18 protein-coding genes are annotated in these 18101 nt (G+C 69.7%); 6 read left to right on the top strand and 12 right to left on the bottom strand.

Annotated elements, in window-relative coordinates; genetic code table 11:
* The 5 genes from rodA to ACT4N3_RS04510 form a co-directional block, all read right to left on the bottom strand.
* Positions 1–1070: rod shape-determining protein RodA (gene rodA / locus ACT4N3_RS04530; protein WP_444854019.1), on the bottom strand; the 1070-nt coding region annotated here is incomplete at its 3' end.
* Positions 1070–2962 (bottom strand): penicillin-binding protein 2, encoded by a 1893-nt coding sequence (gene mrdA, locus ACT4N3_RS04525; RefSeq protein ID WP_444854018.1) that lies wholly within the window; start codon positions 2960–2962, stop codon positions 1070–1072. The genes rodA and mrdA, both read right to left, overlap by 1 nt.
* Positions 2963–2982: 20 nt before the next feature.
* A complete protein-coding gene (gene mreD / locus ACT4N3_RS04520) occupies positions 2983–3498 on the bottom strand; it encodes a rod shape-determining protein MreD (protein ID WP_444854017.1) in 516 nt (171 codons plus the stop codon).
* Positions 3495–4493 (bottom strand): rod shape-determining protein MreC, encoded by a 999-nt coding sequence (gene mreC, locus ACT4N3_RS04515; RefSeq protein WP_444854016.1) that lies wholly within the window; start codon positions 4491–4493, stop codon positions 3495–3497. Before mreC ends, mreD begins: the two co-directional genes overlap by 4 nt.
* A gap of 20 nt (positions 4494–4513) precedes the next feature.
* Positions 4514–5557 (bottom strand): rod shape-determining protein, encoded by a 1044-nt coding sequence (locus tag ACT4N3_RS04510; RefSeq protein WP_444854015.1) that lies wholly within the window; start codon positions 5555–5557, stop codon positions 4514–4516.
* A gap of 151 nt (positions 5558–5708) precedes the next feature.
* On the opposite strand from ACT4N3_RS04510, the gene mutL reads away from it, so the two are divergent.
* The gene (gene mutL / locus ACT4N3_RS04505; protein WP_444854014.1) at positions 5709–7520 is read left to right on the top strand and encodes a DNA mismatch repair endonuclease MutL; all 1812 of its coding nucleotides are present in this window, start codon (positions 5709–5711) and stop codon (positions 7518–7520) included.
* A 14-nt stretch (positions 7521–7534) separates the two neighbouring features.
* Entirely contained in the window at positions 7535–8422 is an 888-nt protein-coding gene (locus ACT4N3_RS04500) for a hypothetical protein (protein WP_444854013.1), read from the top strand.
* Between the two features lie 7 nt (positions 8423–8429).
* Here ACT4N3_RS04500 and ACT4N3_RS04495 read toward each other — a convergent pair whose 3' ends face one another.
* From ACT4N3_RS04495 to ACT4N3_RS04480, 4 genes are read right to left on the bottom strand one after another with little or no spacing between them, the layout of a single operon-like run.
* Complete coding sequence (locus tag ACT4N3_RS04495; protein WP_444854012.1) at positions 8430–9644, bottom strand: NAD-dependent formate dehydrogenase; 1215 nt, start codon at positions 9642–9644, stop codon at positions 8430–8432.
* Between the two features lie 10 nt (positions 9645–9654).
* A complete protein-coding gene (ilvC, locus tag ACT4N3_RS04490; RefSeq protein ID WP_444854011.1) occupies positions 9655–10632 on the bottom strand; it encodes a ketol-acid reductoisomerase in 978 nt (325 codons plus the stop codon).
* A complete protein-coding gene (gene miaA / locus ACT4N3_RS04485; protein ID WP_444854010.1) occupies positions 10629–11555 on the bottom strand; it encodes a tRNA (adenosine(37)-N6)-dimethylallyltransferase MiaA in 927 nt (308 codons plus the stop codon). Before miaA ends, ilvC begins: the two co-directional genes overlap by 4 nt.
* 22 nt (positions 11556–11577) lie before the next feature.
* Positions 11578–11757 (bottom strand): hypothetical protein, encoded by a 180-nt coding sequence (locus tag ACT4N3_RS04480; protein WP_444854009.1) that lies wholly within the window; start codon positions 11755–11757, stop codon positions 11578–11580.
* Between the two features lie 12 nt (positions 11758–11769).
* Here ACT4N3_RS04480 and serB point away from each other — a divergent pair, with 12 nt between their 5' ends.
* On the top strand, positions 11770–12429 hold the full coding sequence (serB, locus tag ACT4N3_RS04475; protein ID WP_444854008.1) for a phosphoserine phosphatase SerB: 660 nt from the start codon (positions 11770–11772) through the stop codon (positions 12427–12429).
* On the opposite strand, the gene ACT4N3_RS04470 is transcribed toward serB, so the two are convergent.
* Positions 12426–12707, bottom strand: coding sequence for a hypothetical protein (locus ACT4N3_RS04470; protein WP_444854007.1), 282 nt, complete (start codon positions 12705–12707; stop codon positions 12426–12428). The genes serB and ACT4N3_RS04470 overlap by 4 nt on opposite strands.
* A gap of 97 nt (positions 12708–12804) precedes the next feature.
* Positions 12805–13800: a tetratricopeptide repeat protein gene (locus ACT4N3_RS04465; RefSeq protein WP_444854006.1), complete on the bottom strand. Its 996-nt coding sequence runs from the start codon at positions 13798–13800 to the stop codon at positions 12805–12807.
* Positions 13801–13995: 195 nt separating this feature from the next.
* Between ACT4N3_RS04465 and ACT4N3_RS04460 the strand changes: the two genes are divergently transcribed.
* Genes ACT4N3_RS04460 through ACT4N3_RS04450 form a run of 3 tightly spaced genes read left to right on the top strand, consistent with a single transcriptional unit; the run spans position 13996 to position 16707 of the window.
* Positions 13996–14712: an AAA family ATPase gene (locus tag ACT4N3_RS04460; RefSeq protein WP_444854005.1), complete on the top strand. Its 717-nt coding sequence runs from the start codon at positions 13996–13998 to the stop codon at positions 14710–14712.
* Between the two features lie 14 nt (positions 14713–14726).
* Positions 14727–15257, top strand: a complete 531-nt coding sequence (locus ACT4N3_RS04455) for a hypothetical protein (protein ID WP_444854020.1) — start codon at positions 14727–14729, stop codon at positions 15255–15257.
* Positions 15258–15279: 22 nt separating this feature from the next.
* Positions 15280–16707 (top strand): tetratricopeptide repeat protein, encoded by a 1428-nt coding sequence (locus ACT4N3_RS04450; protein ID WP_444854004.1) that lies wholly within the window; start codon positions 15280–15282, stop codon positions 16705–16707.
* Positions 16708–16976: 269 nt separating this feature from the next.
* On the opposite strand, the gene ACT4N3_RS04445 is transcribed toward ACT4N3_RS04450, so the two are convergent.
* Entirely contained in the window at positions 16977–17909 is a 933-nt protein-coding gene (locus ACT4N3_RS04445; protein WP_444854003.1) for an aspartate carbamoyltransferase catalytic subunit, read from the bottom strand.
* Positions 17910–18101: the final 192 nt, after the last annotated feature.

Below are 18101 nucleotides of genomic sequence, written 5' to 3'. Positions count from 1 at the left end.
AGGCCGAGGCAGATCATCACCGTCAGCATCGCCGAGCCGCCGTAGGAGACGAGCGGCAGCGGGATGCCGACGACGGGGGCAAGGCCCATCACCATCATCAGATTGACCGCGATGTAGAAGAAGATGGTGAGCGTGAGGCCCGCCGCGGTCAGCCGCTCGAACCGCTCCTTGGCGTCGATTGCAACGCCCATGCCCCAGCGCATCAGAAGGGTGAACAAGAGTATCAACGAGAAGCCCCCGACCAGCCCCCATTCCTCGGCGATCGCGGCGAAGATGAAGTCGGTGTGCGGCTCGGGCAGGAAGCGGCCGCTCGCCTGGGTGCCGTGCAGATAGCCGCGGCCGAACAGCCCGCCCGAGCCGATCGCGATCATCGACTGGGTGATGTGATAGCCGGCGCCGAGCGGATCCTGCTCGGGATTGAGGAAGATGAGCACCCGTTCCTGCTGGTGCGGCAGCAGTAGCGAGAAGCCGATCGGGATCGCCACCGCAGTCGCGATCAGGCCGCCGATGAACAGGCGCAGCGGCAGGCCGGCGACGAACATCATCGCGATCGTCGTGAACACGATCAAAGTCGTCGTGCCGAGATCGGGCTGGAGCAGGATGAGCAGGATCGGCGGGGCAAGGAAGGCGCCGGCCGGCCAGATCGCCGCCCAGCGCGCCAGCTCGCGCGGCGGGACATAGGAATAGAAGCGGGCGAGGACGAGGACGAGGATCGGCTTCATCAGCTCGCTGGGCTGGATGCGGATGATGCCGAGCTCGAGCCAGGAGCGCGCGCCGCCGCCGATCGCGCCGAGAAAGAGGGTGACGATGAGCAGGAAGATGCCGCCCGCATAGCCGAACCAGGCGAGGTCGCTGAGCGTGCGCGGCCGGACGTAGGAGAGGCCGATCGCCAGCACGAGGAACCCGCAGAACCGCAGCGCGTGCGGCAGTGCATAGGGAAACATCGACCCGCCGCCGCCGGGCGCGACCGAATATTGCGCGGTGACCCCGGCCGCGCCGAGCGCGACGACGATCCACAGCACCCGCCAGGGCAGCTCGGCGATCGGCTTCGGAACCGGGACGAGGGCCATCAGAGCGCGGGGTTGGGCAGGGTCTGGCCCGGCGCGCGGTTGGCCCAGGCGGCGGAGCGGCGCGCCATGCGCTCTGCGATGTTGCCGCCCCAGCCCTGCTCGAGCGACTGCAGCGCCGCCATCGCCCGGTCCTTGTCGAACAGATACGTGAGCACGTCCTTGGCGACCGGCGCGGCGGCGCGGGCCCCGCCCAGGCCATGCTCGATCACCACCGCTCCGGCGTACCGCGGTGCGCCGACCGGCGCGAAAAAGACGAAGAGGCCGTGGTCGCGATAGCGCCAGGCGGCGCCGGCGCGGCCGCGGTCGGCGCCGATGTTGCGCACCTGGGCGGTGCCGGTCTTGCCGGCCATGCGGATGTCGGGGAAGGGCAGGCGGCTGGCGCCCGCGGTGCCGGCGCCGTTCACCACCTCGTCCATGCCGGATCGCACCGCTTCGAAATGGGCGGCGGCGAACGGGAGCGGATCGGCCGGGGCGTGTTGGCTGAGGATCAGCCGCGGCTGCACGTCGCGGCCCGAGGCGATCCTGGTCGCCATCAGCGCGAGCTGGAGCGGATTGAGGATCACATAGCCCTGGCCGATCGCGGCGTTGAGCGTGTCGGCCTGGCTCCATTCCTGCCGGTGGCGGCGCAGCTTCCACGCCGCGTCGGGGATCGTGCCGTAGCTTTGCGAGACGACTGGGAGGTCGAAGCGCTGGCCGAGCCCCAATCGGCGCGCCATCGTTGCGAAGCGCTCGATCCCGATCCGCCGGCCCATCGTGTAGAAATAGGTATTGCAACTGCGCGCGATCGCCCGGTGCAGGTTCATCGGCCCGTGGACGCCAAGACAGCCGAAGCGGCGGCCGCCGAGAGTGTAGCCGCCGCCGCAGCTCACCGTTTCTTCGGGGTCGACGCCGGCCTCCAGCACCGCCATCGCCACCGCCGGCTTGAAGGTCGAGCCAGGCGGATAGAGCGCGTTCAGCGTCTTGTTGATCAGCGGATGGCGCTCGTCCTCCGCCATCATCGCCCATTCGGAGCGGTTGATGCCGTCGGAGAAGGAATTGGGATCGTAGGCCGGCATCGAGGCCATGCAGAGGATGTCGCCGCTCTGGCAATCGAGCAGGACGCAGGAGCCCGATTGCTCGCCCAGCCGGCGCGCCGCGAAGCTCTGCAGGCCGGCGTCGATCGTCGTGTGGAGGACGCGGCCACCGACATCGGGCAGAGTGGTAAGCTCGCGCACCAGCCGGCCGCGCGCCGTGACCTCGACGCGGGCGCGCCCCGGCGTGCCGCGCAGGCCCGCTTCCTTGACCTTCTCCAGCCCTTCCTTTCCGATCTTGAAGCCGGGGGTGAGCAGGAGCTGGTCCCGGCCCTGGCGCTCATAATCCTCGCGGCTCGGCGTGCCGACATAGCCGATCAGATGGCCGACCGCCGCGCCCTCCGGATAGTGGCGGGCAAAGGCGCGCAAAGGGGCGACGCCGGGCAGTTCGGGCAGCCGCACGGTGATCGCGGCGAAATGCTCGTAACTGAGATTCTCCACGACCGGCACGGGCTGGAAGCCGGCGGCGCGCGGCAGCTCGGCGCGGATGCGCGCCACCGTTTCGGCGTCGAGGCCGAGGATCTGGGTCAGCGTCGCGATCGCGCCGTCCGGATCCTCGAGCTGGTCGGGGATCAAGTCGACTCGGAAGATCGAGCGGTTGACCGCGATCGGCTGGCCGTAGCGGTCGACGATCCAGCCGCGGCGGGGCGGGATCAGCCGCTCCTGGATGCGGTTGGATTCGGCGAGGTCGGTATAGCGCTCGTTCTGGGCGATCGCGATATAGCCCATGCGGCCGGCGAGCAGCACCGACAGCCCAGCCTGGCCGATGCCGAGCAGCAAGGCGCGGCGGGTGAAGGTCGCGGCCTGCACGCCCTCGGTCATCGGCGGAGGGGGTGCGCGCCTCACCGGTCGAGCCGCCAGCGATCGAGGCCGATCACGATCCGGGCGACGATCGGATAAGCGAGCATGCCGAGGACGATCTGCGGCAGGACGATCATGAAGCTGGTGTCGGCGCCCAGCAGCAAGGCGAGATACCAGGCGCCGGCATGGACGCCGGCGACGGCGGCGGCGGCGATCGCCCAGTCCATCATATAGTCGCGAAACCCAAGCCGGCTGTCGATCAGATCGAAGATCAGGAACAGGCTGGTCCAGAGCAGCATCGACTGGCCGATCGGGTTGCCGGCGACGAGGTCGTTGAAGAGGCCGAGCCCGAGAGCGGTGTTGGCGGTCCAGATTTCTGGCCGGAGCAGGCGCCACGCAACCAGCACCATCAGTCCGAGGTCCGGGATCAACGGCGTCGCGACGACGAAGGGCAACAGGGCAAGCAGGACCGCCGCGATCGTCGAGGCGAGCGGGACGAAGCGGCTGCGGAGGTCGCGGATGCGAACCTCGGCCTGCGAGCCGGCGATCCGGTTCACCGCGCGCCTCCCTGCGGCGGTGGCGACTGCAAGGCGGGCTGGTAGCGCGGGTCGTTCTGGCGCCCTGGCGCCGGCGGGGCAGCCGGCGGCGGTCCCGCGACGGGCGGCCCGGCCGCGGGCGCCGCCGCCTGATCGAGCGGGGCGTTCGCCGCCGGCTGGTAGGGACGCAGCACCAAAGCGAAATCGGCCCGCGCCGGATCGGCGAGCGGACGGGCGATCGCCGTGTCGCCGTCCAGCCGCACGACCATCGCGACCGGGATGTTGGGCGGGAAGATGCCTCCGGTTCCCGACGTCAGCAGGATGTCGCCAGGCCGGAACGGGTTCTGGCCGACTTCGAGGGTGCGCAGCTCGATCGTGCCGTCGCCGCGTCCGGCGGCGATCGCCGGGGTGCCGTCGCGGACCAGTCGCACCGGCACATTGCTGGCGCCATCGGTGACGAGCAGCACGCGCGAGGCCCAGCGGCCGGTCTCGATCACCCGGCCGACCAGGCCGTCGGGCGCGCGCACCGGTTGACCGACCGCGACGCCCGACGAGCTTCCGGCGGCCAGCGTCGCGAGCCGGCGCGAGGATTCGAAGGACGAACCGACGATCCGGGTCACGACGATTTCGTCGGGCGTATCGCGGGCGAGGCCCAGCAGCCGAAGCAAACGCTGATTCTCAGCCTCGGCGGCGCGGGCGGCGACCAGATCGCGCTGCGTTTGGGCGAGCTCGGCCTGGAGCGCCTCGTTCTGCGAGCCGGCCTGCCAGTAATTGCCGATCGTATCGCCAATGCCGGTGAAGAAGCCGGCTACGCCGCGCCCAGCGGCGGTGATCGGCGCCGTGACGTCCAGCGCCGCGCCCTTGACCGCGTCGAAGCCGCGCGGATCGACGCGGGAGAGGATGAGCATCAGGATCGCGACGACGATGCCGCCGATCGCGAACACATAGCCCAGAAACAGGCCATATTGCGCCCGCCGCGAATGACCGCCGCTGCGTCGCTTGCCGGGCGGCGCCATTGCCGTGCGGCCTTTCGGCCCTAGGCCGTCTGCAGGACGCCGCGGAAGATTTCCTCCTCCATCGCCCGTCCGGTGCCGAGTGCGACGCAGGTCAGGGGATCGTCGGCGACGGTGACCGGCAGGCCGGTCTCGTCGCGGAGCACCTCGTCGAGGCCCTTGAGCAGCGCGCCGCCGCCGGTGAGGACGATGCCCTGGTCGACGATGTCCGCGGCAAGCTCGGGCGCGGTGTTCTCGAGCGCGATGCGGACGCCCTCGACGATCGTGCCGACCGGCTCGCTGAGCGCCTCGGCGATCTGGCGCTGGTTGATCTGGATCTCCTTCGGCACGCCGTTGACCAGGTCGCGGCCTTTGATGTGGACCGTCTCGCCGTCGGTGCCGTTGGGCGGCGGCTTGGCGATGCCGACCTGCTTCTTGATCCGCTCGGCCGTCGCCTCGCCGATCAGCAGGTTATGGTTGCGGCGGACATAGGAGCTGATCGCCTCATCCATCTTATCGCCGCCGACCCGGACCGAGGTGGTGTAAGCAAGGCCGCGCAGGCTGAGCACAGCGACCTCGGTCGTGCCGCCGCCGATGTCGACGACCATCGAACCGATCGGCTCGGTCACCGGCATGTCGGCGCCGATCGCGGCGGCCATCGGCTCCTCGATCAGCCACACCTGGCGGGCGCCGGCATTGGACGCGGCGTCGCGGATCGCGCGCCGCTCGACCGAGGTCGAGCCGGAGGGCACGCAGATCACGATCTCGGGATAGCGCGGGAAGCGCCTCTTGCCGTGCACCTTCTGGATGAAATGCTTGATCATCTGCTCGGCGACGTCGATGTCGGCGATGACGCCGTCGCGTAAGGGGCGGATCGCCTCGATCGCGTCGGGCGTCTTGCCCATCATCAACTTGGCGTCGTCGCCGACCGCCTTGACGCGCTTAACGCCGTTGATCGTCTCGATCGCAACGACGGACGGCTCGTTGAGGACGACGCCGCGGTCGCGGACATAGACGACGGTGTTGGCGGTGCCGAGGTCGATCGCCATGTCGTGAGAGGCGGGACGCAGGAAGCTGAAAAATGACATTCGCGGATGCACTCGCTGGACTCGGGGGCGGGCGCGCGGCGCTGCCGGGCGTCCTTGGCCAATGCCTATAGGATGGACCCGCCCGCCCGGTCCACCAAAGAGTCGGCGGTGAGGCTCGCGGGGCGAGGCCGCTTCGTATAGAGCCCGGATCATGTCAATACGGCGACTGCCCGAGCATCTGGTCAACCGCATCGCCGCCGGTGAAGTGGTGGAAAGGCCGGCCAGCGCGTTGAAGGAGCTGATCGAGAACGCGATCGACGCCGGCGCGACGCGGATCGCCATCGTGCTGGCCGGCGGCGGGCGGGACCGGATCGAGGTCGCCGACGACGGTTCGGGCATGGCGCGCGACGAGATTGCGCTGGCGCTGGAGCGGCACGCGACCTCCAAGCTGCCCGACGACGCGATCGAGGAGGTGACGACATTGGGCTTTCGCGGCGAGGCCTTGCCGTCGATCGCCAGCGTGGCGCGGCTGACGATCGAGAGCCGAGTGCGCGGCGAGGACGGCTGGTCGATCACGATCGACAATGGCGCGAAGGCGGCGGAGGGACCGGCGGCGATTCCGCCCGGCACCCGCGTTACGATCGATGGGCTGTTCGAGCGCGTCCCCGCGCGGCGCAAGTTCCTCCGTTCCGAGCGCAGCGAATATGCCGCCTGCCTCGACGTGGTGAAGCGGCTTGCCATGGCGCGGCCGGAGATCGGCTTCACCCTCGACCATGACGGCCGGCGGGCGCTGACCTTGCCGCCCGGCGAGGACCGGCCGATGCGGGTCGCGGCGTTGACCAGCCGCGAGCTGGCCGACAACAGCCTGGCGGTCGATTTCGACCGCGAGGGCGTCCGGCTCGGCGGCGTCGCCGGCCTGCCGACCTTCAATCGCGGCGTCGCCGACCATCAATATCTGTTCGTCAACGGCCGGCCGGTGAAGGACCGGCTGCTGATCGGGGCGGTGCGGGCGGCCTATCAGGACCTGCTCGCCCGCGACCGCCATCCAGTGCTGGCGCTGTTCCTCGAGGTTCCGGCCGATCAGGTCGACGTCAACGTCCACCCGGCGAAGACCGAGGTCCGCTTCCGCGATCCGGGCATGATCCGCGGCCTGATCGTCGGCGGCCTCAGGCGCGCGCTCGACGAGGCCGGCCATCGCAGCGCCCAGCGGCCGAGCGCCGCGGCATTGGGCAATTGGCAGCAAGAGGGCCACCCCCAACCCCTCCACGAAGGCGTGGAGGGGAGGCACGTCGGCGCCCTCTTCTCCCCCTTCACGCCTTCGTGGAGTGGGTCGGGGGGTGGCATCTCTCTCCCCCCCGCGCAGGCTCTGGCTGATCGCCACCAGGACTATTTTCCCCAAGCTCGCGCCGAGGTCGCCACCGAAGCACCGCCCGACCCCGTCCAGCACCCGCTCGGCGTCGCGCGCGGGCAGGTGGCCGCCACCTATATCGTCGCCGAGGCGGAGGACGGGCTGGTGATCGTCGACCAGCATGCGGCGCACGAACGGCTGGTGCTGGAGCGGATGAACCGGGCGATGGCCAATGGCGGCGCCGCTCGCCAGGCGTTGCTGCTGCCCGAGGTTGTCGAGCTGGGCGAGCCGGCCTGCGACCGGCTCGAGGCGCGCTTCGCCGAGCTCATCGAGATGGGCCTGGAACTGGAGCGTTTCGGCCCGCGCGCGATCCTCGTGCGGGCGACTCCGGCGCTGCTCGGACAGGGCGATGTGAAGGGTCTGGTCACCGATCTCGCCGACGAGCTGGCCGCCTTCGACAATGCTTTAAGCCTCAAAGAACGCCTCGATCATGTCGCCGCGACCATGGCCTGCCACGGCAGCGTCCGCGCCGGCCGCATCCTCTCGGTCGCCGAGATGAACGCGCTGCTGCGCGAGATGGAGATGACGCCGCATTCGGGCCAGTGCAATCACGGCCGCCCGACCTGGGTGAAGCTCGCCCATGCCGACATCGAGAAACTGTTCGGGCGGAGATAGCGAGGGGGATTGCCATGTTGACGGCGTTGCTCGTGCCGCTCGCGCTCGCGGCCTTGGTCACCCTGTATGCGCTGATCCGCTCGGCCGCCCAGCGCGGCATGCTGACGCCCAATCCCGAGGCGGTGGTGCTCGGCGCCATCACCAATTTCTTCGATACGCTCGGCATCGGCTCGTTCGCGCCGACCATGGCCTGGCTCAAGTTCCGCAGGCTGGTGCCCGACCGGCTGATCCCGTGCATCCTGCTTCCCGCCCACGGCCTGCCGGCGATGGCGCAGTCGGCGATCTATCTGGTGCTGCTCGGCGTGCTGGTGGAGCCGGTGCTGCTGTTCGGCTGCGTGATCTCCTTCGCGCTCGGTGTCCTGATCGGCGCGCCGCTCGTCATCCGCACGAAAGTCTGGGTGGTGCAGCTGGTCGTCGCCTTCGCCCTCGTCGCCGCGGCCAGCTTTTACGCGCTCGGCAATCTCGGGCTGATGCCGGCGGGCGGCACCGCCGCTTCGCTGCCGCCGCTGCTGATCGTGGTCGCGATCGCCGCCAACTTCCTGTTCGGCATCCTGATCAATTTCGGCGTCGGCCATTACGCGCCGACTCTGGTCCTTTTGAGCCTGATGGGGATGAACCCCAGGCTCTGCTTTCCGATCATGGCGACCGCCGGCGCGCTGGCGGTGCCGGGATCGATGCTGCGCCACATCGCGATCGGCGAGATCGACCTGAGGATCGTGATCGGCGTGACGCTTGGCGGCGTGCCGGCGGTGCTGGTCGCGGCTTTCCTGGTTCAATCCATGCCGATCGAGCTGCTGCGCTGGCTGGTCATCGTCGTGGTTCTCTACGCGGCCGCAATCATGTTGCGCGCGTCGCTGCACGGGCGCCGCGGCGTCGCCGACGAAGTTTGCGCCGAAGTCTGATGCCGACTCAGCCCGGAATCGGGCGCGGCTGGAAGCGGGCCGCTTCCTCCGAGCCGCCGGTGGCGTTGCCCTCTGAATAAGAGTGGGCGCCGGTGCCGGCGAGCGCGCCGCCCTGGACGATGAGATATTCGTCGCGGATCGGCCGGCCCTCGAAATAGCATTCCAATATCTCGCGCACTCCCGCGGCGTAGCGCGCCTGGGCCGAAAGCGAGGTGCCGGAGATGTGCGGCGTCATGCCGTGATGCGGCATGGTCCGCCATGGATGGTCCTGCGGCGCCGGCTGCGGGAACCAGACGTCGCCGGCATAGCCCGCGAGCTGGCCCGATCGCAGCGCGGTGGCGACGGCGTCGCGGTCGGCGATCTTGCCGCGCGCGGTGTTCACCAGATAGGCGCCGCGCTTCATCCGCGCGATCATCGCCGCGTCGAACAGATTCTCCGTCTCCGGGTGCAGCGGGCAGTTGATCGTCACCACGTCGCACATGCCGACCATATCCTCGACGCTGTCGTGCCAGATCAGGCCCAGCCCCTGCTCGACCGAGGCAGGAAGCCGGTGCCGATCGTAATAATGGAGATGGACATCGAACGGCTTCATCCGCCGCAGCACGGCGAGGCCGATGCGCCCGGCCGCGACGGTGCCGACATGCATTCCCTCGACATCGTAGGAGCGGGCCGCGCAATCGGCGATGTTCCAGCCGCCGTCCAGCACCACCTGGTGCGAGGGCAGATAGTTCCTGACCAGCGACAGGATCATCATCACGACATGCTCGGCGACCGAGATCGAGTTGCAGAACGTGACCTCGGTGACGGTGATGCCGCGCTCGATCGCCGATTGGAGGTCGACATGGTCGGAACCGATGCCGGCGGTGACCGCCATCTTGAGGTTCTTCGCCCTGACGATCCGATCGGCGGTCAGATAGGCCGGCCAGAAGGGCTGCGAGATCACGATGTCGGCATCGACCAGTTCGCGCTCGAATTCCGAATCCTCGCCGTCCTTGTCGGAGGTGACGACAAGCGTGTGGCCGTTGCTTTCGAGATAGTTGCGAAGTCCGAGCTCGCCCGAAACGCTGCCGAGGAGCGCGCCCGGCTGAAAGTCGATCCCGCGCGGCGTCGGCAGGGCCTGCCCGTCGGGATAAAGATCGAGCTTCGGCAGTCCGTCGCGAGGATAGGAGGTCGGATAGCCGTCGACCGGATCGGCGTAGAGCACGCAGAGAATTTTCGCCATTTTCGCTCTCCTATTCCTTCAAATGCACGATCTTGCGCCTGATTTCCTCGATCGGATGAGCCGCCGCCTGGACCCGCGAGGCTCGCAACCTTGGATAGCCGGCCTCGGCATCGGCGATCAGCTTCCGGGTGAAGCCGCCGGCGCGGACCTCGGCGAGGATGCGCCGCATCTCCGCTCGCGTTTCCTCCGTGACGATGCGCGGTTCGCCTTCGAGCGCGCCGAACTCTGCGGTGTTGCTGATCGCTTCCTTCATGCCGGCGATGCCCCGCGCGTCGATCAGGTCGGCGAGCAGCTTCAGCTCCGTCTGGCACTCGAAATAGGCGATTTCGGGCGAGAAGCCGGCCTCGACCAGAGTCTCGAAGCCGGCGTGGATCAGAGCGGGGATCGCGCCCCACAGCACCGCCTGCTCGTTGAACAGGTCCGCCTCGCACTCCTCGATGAAGCTGGTCGGCAGGATGCCCACCCGTCCGCTGCCGATCGCGGCGGCATAAGAGAGGGCGAGCGCCTGCGCACCGCCGCTCGCATCCTGATGGACGGCGAACAGCGAGATCAGGCCGGAGCCGTTCAGGAAATCGGTGCGGAGCGCGGTGCCGGGGCCCTTGGGCGCGACGAGCATGATATCGAGGTCGGGCCGGGGTTCGATCAGGCCGAAGCGGATCGACAGGCCATGGGCGAAGCTGAGCGCCGCACCCTCGCGAAGGTTGGGCGCGACCTCTACCGCAAAGATGCGGCTATGATCCTCGTCCGCGGCGAGCATCACGACGAGGTCAGCCTTGGTGGCTGCTTCGGCTGCGGTTGCGACCGGGAAACCTTCTCCCATGGCGCGCGCGCGCGAGGCGGAGTCGGCGGGAAGGGCAACGGCTACCGAGACCCCGCTGTCGCGCAGGTTCAGCGCCTGCGCCCGGCCCTGATTGCCATAGCCAATGATCGCCACCCGCTTGGCGCGGACGATCGAAAGATCGCAATCCTCGTCGCGATAGACCTTCATGTCGAGAGCAGGGCTAGGGCATCGGCCATGCCATCGCAATCGAGCGGCGCCTCGAAGCGCGGCCATTCGGCCGGCGGCTGGCGGCGGAACCAGGTATATTGGCGTTTGGCATATTGGCGGGTCGCGGTCTTGCCCGCCCCGATTGCCTCCTCGCGCGTCATCTCGCCGCGCAGGAAGGCGGCGATCTCGGGAACGCCGATCGCCCGCATCACCGGCGCTGCCACGGGCAAATGGCGCGCCAGCAATGCGCGCACTTCCTCGATGCCGGCCTCCGAAAAGATCGCCTCGAACCGCGCGTCGCAGCGGGCGTGGAGCCAGTCGCGCGGCGGCAGCAGGACAAGGGGCTGGAGCGCGGCCTCGCCACCGATTCCACCGACCTTCTCCGCCTGCCAGGCGGCGAGCGGCCGACCGGTAGAGCGCATGACTTCGAGCGCCCGCGCGACGCGGGTCGTGTCGGAGGGCCGCAAGCGCGCCGCCGCTTCCGGATCTTCGCCTTCGAGCGCCTGATAGGCTTCAGCCACGGGCATTGCGCGCACCGCCTGGCGGGTGGCCGAGTCGATCGTGGGTACGGGCGCTATGCCCTCCAGCAACGTGCGCAAATAGAGGCCAGTGCCGCCAACGAGGATCGGCAACCTTCCGGTTTCATGCGCCGCCGCAACTTCGACCTTGGCGTCGGCAGCCCAATCCGCGGCTGAGCACGAGTCCGCCCCGTCCCGATAGCCATAAAGCCGGTGCGGCGCGCGGGCCTCGTCCGCCGGGGCGGGACGGGCCGAGACGATCCTGAGATCGCGATAGGCCTGGGCGCTGTCGGCGTTGATGACGACGCCGTTCGCCGCTTCCGCCAGCGCCAGCGCGAGCGCCGACTTGCCGCTCGCGGTCGGCCCCGCGATAAGCGCCAGCGGAGGCTTCTTCCCCTTGTTCATCGCGGTCCTAATAGCAGTTGGGTCATTGACTGAGAAAACTGTCCGTCAGGCCGGCAAAAGGCTGATGGACGCTGGCTGCGGCCCCGACCCATTCGATTGGATCGACTACGGCGATGCGGCGTCCGTGGCATTTCAGTGGCAATTGGAGAAAGCTCGCGATGCGCTCGAAGGGACTTTCGAAGGCGTCGATGTCGTTGTTCAACCTGCATCGGCGATGCGTCGCCGCCTGCTCGTGGCCGACATGGATTCGACGATGATCGGTCAGGAGTGCATCGACGAGCTCGCCGATTATATCGGCCGCAAGGCGGAAGTGGCGGCGGTGACCGAGGCGGCGATGCGGGGCGAGCTGGATTTCGCCGAGGCGCTCGACGCGCGGGTCGCGCTGCTGAAGGGGCTGGAGGACGTAGCGATCGACCGCTGCCGCGAGGAGCGGGTGCGGGTCACGCCGGGCGCGCGGACTTTGGTACGCACGATGGCCGCGCATGGTGCCCACACCCTGCTCGTCTCGGGCGGTTTCACCCGCTTTGCCGGACCGGTCGCGGCGGAGATCGGCTTCGCGGAGGTGCGGGCGAACGTGCTCGGCATCGCGGGCGAGAAGCTGACCGGGCTTGTCGCCAAGCCGATCGTGGATGCGGAGGCGAAGCGGGCTGCGCTGGTCGATGCAGCCGCGGCCCGCGACATCCCCTTGGTGGAAACGCTCGCGGTCGGGGACGGGGCGAACGACATTCCGATGATCCGCGCCGCCGGGCTGGGCGTCGCCTATCATGCCAAACCGGCATTGGCGGACGCGGCAGACGGGCGGATCGACGCGAATGATCTCACCGCGCTGCTCTACGCGCAGGGCTATAGGCGATCGGAGTGGGTCGAGGACTAGGCCGGGCGGCTCATGTCGGCCGCGATCGCGGCGAGGGCGAAGGCGACTGACTCCGGTCCGATCTCGAAGCCGATGGTCACCGCATCCGCGGCGAGCGCGCTGACGCGCGCCGCGATCTCGCCAGCGTCGGGATGGCGCAGGGTCACCGGCGCCCCGAGCGCAGGCCTGAGGCTGGTTTCTATGACGGCGCCGGCGGCGTCGATCATGCGCAAGGCCGCGGGCGCGGGCGCATCGGCGACGAGCACGCACATCCGCCGCCGCCGCCAACGTGTCGCCATCCGATCTGGTGTCGCAAGCTGTCCTATCGCCGCCATGCCGCCCCCGGTTCGGGAGCCGCATTAGCAAGCGGGGGCGAACATTCGGTTAAACGGACCCCTAGGGCGCGACCGGGAAGCAGGCAGTGCGCGCGGCGGCGCAGGCGCGGGTCGCGGCTTCGCGATTGGCCAGGCCGCCAGCCTGAAGCCGGAACATCGCGCCGGCGCGGGTGATCGTCGGGCGCATGCCGGGCAAGCGGCCGGCGACGGCGGCCCAGGCGCTGCGCGCCGCCGCCTCGCTCGAGAAGGCGCCGAGCTGGATCCGCCAGCGGCCGCCGGCCTGCGCGACAGGCGCCGGCCTGGGCGGAGCGGGACGCGCCTGCGGTGGTGCCGGGCGCTGCGGCTCCGGCCGGACGCGCGGTGGCTGCGGACGAGGCGCCGGGGGCGGTTCGGCCTGGGCGATGCGCGGCGGGCGCGCCCGCTCGCGCGGCCGGCCAGTCGCGCCGGTCACCGCCGGTTCCGCGTCCGCGACGCGGGTGCGTGGGCCGCGCGCCATCTCGGCGGCGAGCTGATCGCCGCGGGCGCGATCCTCGGGGGAGAGATGCTGCTCCATCGCCTGCAATTGCTGAACCGCCGGCGGCAGCCCGTCGGCGGCGGCGCGGCTCATCATCGCCCAGGCCCTTGGCCAGTCCCGCGCGACGACGTCGCCGTTGAAGAGCGCGGTGCCGAGGACATATTGCGCGCGCGGATCGCCGCCGCCGGCGGCGCGCTCGATATAAGGCATCGCCTCGCGGCGGCGGCCATTCTGGAACAGGATCAGGCCGAGATTGGCGCCGGCCTGCTCATGGCCCTGACGGGCGGCCCGCTCATACCATTGCTCGGCGAGCGTCATGTTGAGCGGCACGCCCCGGCCGAGCTTGTAGGCCTGGGCGAGATTATACTGCGCGTCGGCGTCGCCGCGGTCGGCGAGCGGCCGCCACTGGCGCACGGCCTCCTCGTAATTGCCCTGTTGCCAGGCATCGACGCCGGCGCGGACGCCGGTCTGCTGCGCCAGCGCAGGCGTGACCGCGGCAACCGCCGTCGCGACCAGCGCCAGCCGCCAAATCCCGATCCCCATCCCCATGCGTCCTTTCGCGCGAAACCTGTCTCGGCCGAGGTCTAAATAGGATTGCTTAACGCGGCCTTAGCATAATTTGCCGGTTCCGGCTCAAAGATCGCGCCCATCTCGCCACGGCTGCCAGCGCATTAACCGAATTTTAGGCCGGCTGGAGGAAACCGGCCCCGCAGGCGTGGGAACCTCAAAGGAAATCGGATGCGCGTTCTGGCATTGTCCTCTCAGAAGGGCGGATCGGGCAAGACGACCCTGTCCGGCCATCTCGCGGTGCAGGCGCATCGGGCGGGCTACGGCCCGGTCTGCCTGATCGACATCGATCCGCAGGGTTCGCTCGCGGACTGGTGGAACGAGCGCGTGGACGACGAGCCGGCCTTCGCGCAGACCACGGTCGCGCGGCTCGGCGCGGACCTCGAAGTGCTGCGCCAGCAGGGTTTCCGCCTCGCCGTCATCGATACGCCGCCGGCCATCACCATGGCGATCCAGTCGGTGATCCAGGTCGCCGAGCTGATCGTCATCCCGACCCGCCCCAGCCCGCACGACCTGCGCGCCGTCGGCGCCACGGTCGATCTCTGCGACCGCGCCGGCAAGCCGCTCATCTTCGTCGTCAACGCCGCGACGCCCAAGGCCAAGATCACATTCGAAGCCGCGATCGCGCTGTCGCAGCACGGCACGGTGGCGCCGGTCACCATCCATCACCGCACCGATTTCGCGGCCTCGATGATCGACGGCCGCACCGTGATGGAGGTCGATCCGAACGGCAGATCGGCCCGCGAGGTCGTCGAGCTGTGGGACTATGTCGCCGACCGGCTCGAGAAGAATTTCCGCCGCACCGTCTTTTCGTCGCCCGCCGCAGCGGGGCCGGTCGGCTTCGCGCCGCGCGCCGTCGCCAGCGGCTTCGGCCGGCGCGGCCAGTGAGGGAGGACGTGATGATGCACGAAGAAGCACGTCCCTACGCTTCGCTCTCCTCCGGGCTGCTCGCCCGCAAGGGCGCGGCCAAGCCGGCGATGCGACCCCAGGGCTTTGGCGGGTTCGACGATCTCGGCTGGAACGACATGGGCGCGCCGGAGAGCCCGACGCCGCCGGCCCCGGCCGAGCATGTGCCGAGCTCGATCGCCGCGCTGACGCCGCTGCCGAAATCGGACGACAACCCGGTCGCGGCCCAGCAGCGCGCCATCGCCGAGACTTTCGAGGAAGCGGTCGAAGAGGCCGCTCCTGCACCTCAGGTGATGCGCGCGCCGGCCGAGGTCGTCGCCTTGCCGAAGCGCCCGGCCGTGGCGGCGGGCAAGAAGTCGGCCTTCACGCTGCGGCTCGACGGCGACCGCCATTTGCGACTGCGGCTCGCCTGCGCGGTCACCGGCCGTTCGGCGCAGCAGCTGGTCGCCGGGGCGCTGGACGAGTTCCTGGCGACAGTTCCGGAAATCGATGCGCTGGCGGCCCAGGTGCCGGCCAAGCGCCGCTGAGATGTTCACGAGGGGCACGGGGATGAACAGGACTCTTTTCAAAGCGGCGGCTTCGACGCTGATCGTCAGCATGACGATGGCGACCGCGACGACGCAGTCGCTGGCGATGCGTCAGAACGCCTCACGCGCCGACGCGACGCAGGGCGACCGCCAGGCGGCGCAGCTGCACGAGCGGGCCGCGCGCGACCTGCGCGAAGGCCGTCTTGGCCAGGCCCAGGCGGCGATGGAGCAGGCGGTGGGCCTCAGCCCGCGCGATGCCGGTTACCGGCTGCTGCTCGCCGACATCTATCTGCGCCAGGGCCGGTTCGAATCGGCCCGCGCCACCTTCGCCGACGTGCTGGAGCTCGATCCGTCGAACAACCGCGCGGGCCTGAGCTTCTCGCTCACCCAGATCGCGCTCGGTCGCCCCGCCGCTGCGGTCGCCCAGCTCGAGCAGATGGCGGGAAGTGCCCCGGCGGCCGACGTCGGCCTCGCGCTTGCGCTCGCCGGCCAGCCACAGCGGGCGATCGAAATTCTCGAGCCTGCTGCCCGCGCGCACGACGCGACGCCGCGCATCCGGCAGAACCTCGCTCTGTCCTACGCCCTCGCCGGCGACTGGCGCCGCGCCCGCGCGGTTGCCGCGCAGGATTTGTCGCCCGCCGATATCGACGCGCGGATGACGCAATGGGCGGCCTTCACCCGTCCCGGCGCGTCAGCCACGCAGGTCGCGAGCCTGCTCGGCGTCTCGCCGGCCGCCGATCCCGGCCAGCCGACCGCCCTGGCGCTTGCCCAGCCCGCGCCGGCCGCCCAGGTCGCGCAGGCTGACACCGTGTCGGACTGGGGCCTGCCGCCGGCCGCTCCGGCCGTCGAAAGCGCGGCGCCGGTGCAGCTTGCGTCAGCCGAGGCGACGCCGCAGGTTTCCAACTATTACACGCCGTCGCAGGAAGCGGCGGTCGCTCCCGAAGCTCCGGCCGCACCGGCGGCGTCCGCGCCCGATGCGCCGGCTCGTGAGACTCCCGCGCCGAGCCAGATCGAGGTGCAGCAGGCGATTGCGGTGCGCAGCCTGACCCGGCCCACCCCCGCTCTCGTCCGCACCGCGTCGGTCGCGTTGCCGCCGGCGCCCTTCTTCCGCCGCGCCCCGCACAGCACCGCCCAGGTCCGGCGCGGCAACAGCAATTATGTCGTCCAGCTCGGCGCTTTCATCAGCGAGGCGAATGCCGAGCGCGCCTGGATCAGTGTCCAGCGCCGCTTCGGCCTCGACAGCCACGCGCCGCTGACCGCGAACATCAACATGGCCGGCCGCACCCTGCACCGGGTGGCGATCGCCGGCTTCGCCGGTCAGGCCGACGCGCAGCGGCTGTGCGGCTCGATCCGCGCCCAGGGCGGCGTCTGCTTCGTGCGGACACAGGCCGGCGACGCCTCGATCCGCTGGGCGGCCCGCTACGCCAATCCGCGCCAGCGCAACGTCTGAACAGTCCCCGGATCCTCATCGCAGGATCCCCTCTGGAGGGCGGCGGGTCGGCCAAGGCCCGCCGCCCTTTCCATTTCAGGGTCGGCGATCGTCGAATTCGAGTGGGGCCGCCGCTCCGCCTTGTCCCTGCTTCGGCTTGTCAGGTTCCGCCCCCACAGGCTCGGAGCGGCCGCCTTTGGGAGGGCGCCGACGTAGGTTGCGGATCAGCACGTCGATCCAAATTGTCACCCGTGGCATGACCGGGATGTAGGGCATGGTCGCGGTCGGCGCTAGGTTCGCCGTTCCCGGGTCAGCAGGTCGAGGCAGGCCATGCGGACCGCGACGCCAAGCTCCACCTGCTCGAGGATGACCGAGCGCGCCGGATCGTCGGCGACGTCGCCGTCGATCTCGACGCCGCGGTTCATCGGGCCGGGGTGCATGACGATCGCGTCCGGCGCGGCCCTAGCGAGGCGGGCGCGGGTGAGGCCGTATTCGGTGTGGTAATCCTGGAGCGTGTCGGGGAAATCCTCTTCCATTCGCTCCTTCTGGATGCGGAGCATCATCACCGCGTCGACGCCGGCAATGCCTTCGTCGAAGTCCTGAAACGCGGCGATCCCTTCCGGAACCACCGCCGGCATCAGGCAAAGCGGGGCGACGATGCGGACCTCGGCGCCGAGCAAAGGCAGCGAACGGAGATTGGAATTGGCGACCCGGCTATGCTCGATGTCGCCGCAGATCGCGATCTTCAGCCCCTCGATCCGGCCGAAGCGGCGGCGGATGGTGAGCGCGTCGAGCAGGGCCTGGGTCGGGTGCTCGCCCTGGCCGTCGCCGGCGTTGATCACCGGGCAGTCCATCAGGCCGGCGACCTCGCCCGCCGCGCCGTTCGCCTCGTGCCGGATGACGAGGATGTCCGGGCGCATCGCATTCAGCGTCAGTGCCGTGTCGATCAGGCTCTCGCCCTTGCGGACGCTGGAGGCGGCGGGGTGGAAGTTGGAGACCTGCGCGCCCAGCCTTTTGCCCGCGATCTCGAACGAGAAGAGGGTGCGGGTCGAGTTTTCGAAGAAGGCATTGATCTGGGTGAGGCCGTGGAGGCGGTCATCCGCCTTGCGCGCGCCCCGGTTGAACGCGGTCCACTGCTCCGCCTCGTCGAGAATATTCAGGATGTCGGCGGCGGAGAGCCCTTCGATCCCGAGCAGATGAGGGTGCGGAAAAAGGGCCGGCATCGAGTGCCGGCTCTAAAGAAGGCCGCGCGTCCGCTCAAGGGAGCCAGCCGATATGAGTTTCGCCGGATCAACCCGGGATCAGGTTGACGGTCGCCACCTCGCACAGGTTGACCTGGCGGACGTCGGTCGTGCCGCCGTCGTCATAGGTGGCGCGGATGTCCCACAGGCAGGACGACTCGTTCCGGCCGAAGG

The sequence above is a fragment of the Sphingosinicella sp. genome (assembly GCF_052388015.1).
In the GTDB taxonomy this organism is placed as follows: Bacteria; Pseudomonadota; Alphaproteobacteria; order Sphingomonadales; family Sphingomonadaceae; genus Allosphingosinicella.
This window is presented reverse-complemented; position numbering and strand designations above follow the sequence as displayed.

Coding starts and splice junctions, on each gene's coding strand:
- mrdA (WP_444854018.1), bottom strand. CDS start 2,962: ATGACCGAGGGCGTGCAGGCCGCGACCTTCACCCGCCGCGCCTTGCTG.
- mreC (WP_444854016.1), bottom strand. CDS start 4,493: ATGGCGCCGCCCGGCAAGCGACGCAGCGGCGGTCATTCGCGGCGGGCG.
- ACT4N3_RS04510 (WP_444854015.1), bottom strand. CDS start 5,557: ATGTCATTTTTCAGCTTCCTGCGTCCCGCCTCTCACGACATGGCGATC.
- mutL (WP_444854014.1), top strand. CDS start 5,709: ATGTCAATACGGCGACTGCCCGAGCATCTGGTCAACCGCATCGCCGCC.
- ACT4N3_RS04500 (WP_444854013.1), top strand. CDS start 7,535: ATGTTGACGGCGTTGCTCGTGCCGCTCGCGCTCGCGGCCTTGGTCACC.
- ACT4N3_RS04495 (WP_444854012.1), bottom strand. CDS start 9,644: ATGGCGAAAATTCTCTGCGTGCTCTACGCCGATCCGGTCGACGGCTAT.
- ilvC (WP_444854011.1), bottom strand. CDS start 10,632: ATGAAGGTCTATCGCGACGAGGATTGCGATCTTTCGATCGTCCGCGCC.
- miaA (WP_444854010.1), bottom strand. CDS start 11,555: ATGAACAAGGGGAAGAAGCCTCCGCTGGCGCTTATCGCGGGGCCGACC.
- serB (WP_444854008.1), top strand. CDS start 11,770: ATGCGTCGCCGCCTGCTCGTGGCCGACATGGATTCGACGATGATCGGT.
- ACT4N3_RS04470 (WP_444854007.1), bottom strand. CDS start 12,707: ATGGCGACACGTTGGCGGCGGCGGCGGATGTGCGTGCTCGTCGCCGAT.
- ACT4N3_RS04465 (WP_444854006.1), bottom strand. CDS start 13,800: ATGGGGATCGGGATTTGGCGGCTGGCGCTGGTCGCGACGGCGGTTGCC.
- ACT4N3_RS04460 (WP_444854005.1), top strand. CDS start 13,996: ATGCGCGTTCTGGCATTGTCCTCTCAGAAGGGCGGATCGGGCAAGACG.
- ACT4N3_RS04455 (WP_444854020.1), top strand. CDS start 14,727: ATGCACGAAGAAGCACGTCCCTACGCTTCGCTCTCCTCCGGGCTGCTC.
- ACT4N3_RS04450 (WP_444854004.1), top strand. CDS start 15,280: ATGAACAGGACTCTTTTCAAAGCGGCGGCTTCGACGCTGATCGTCAGC.
- ACT4N3_RS04445 (WP_444854003.1), bottom strand. CDS start 17,909: ATGCCGGCCCTTTTTCCGCACCCTCATCTGCTCGGGATCGAAGGGCTC.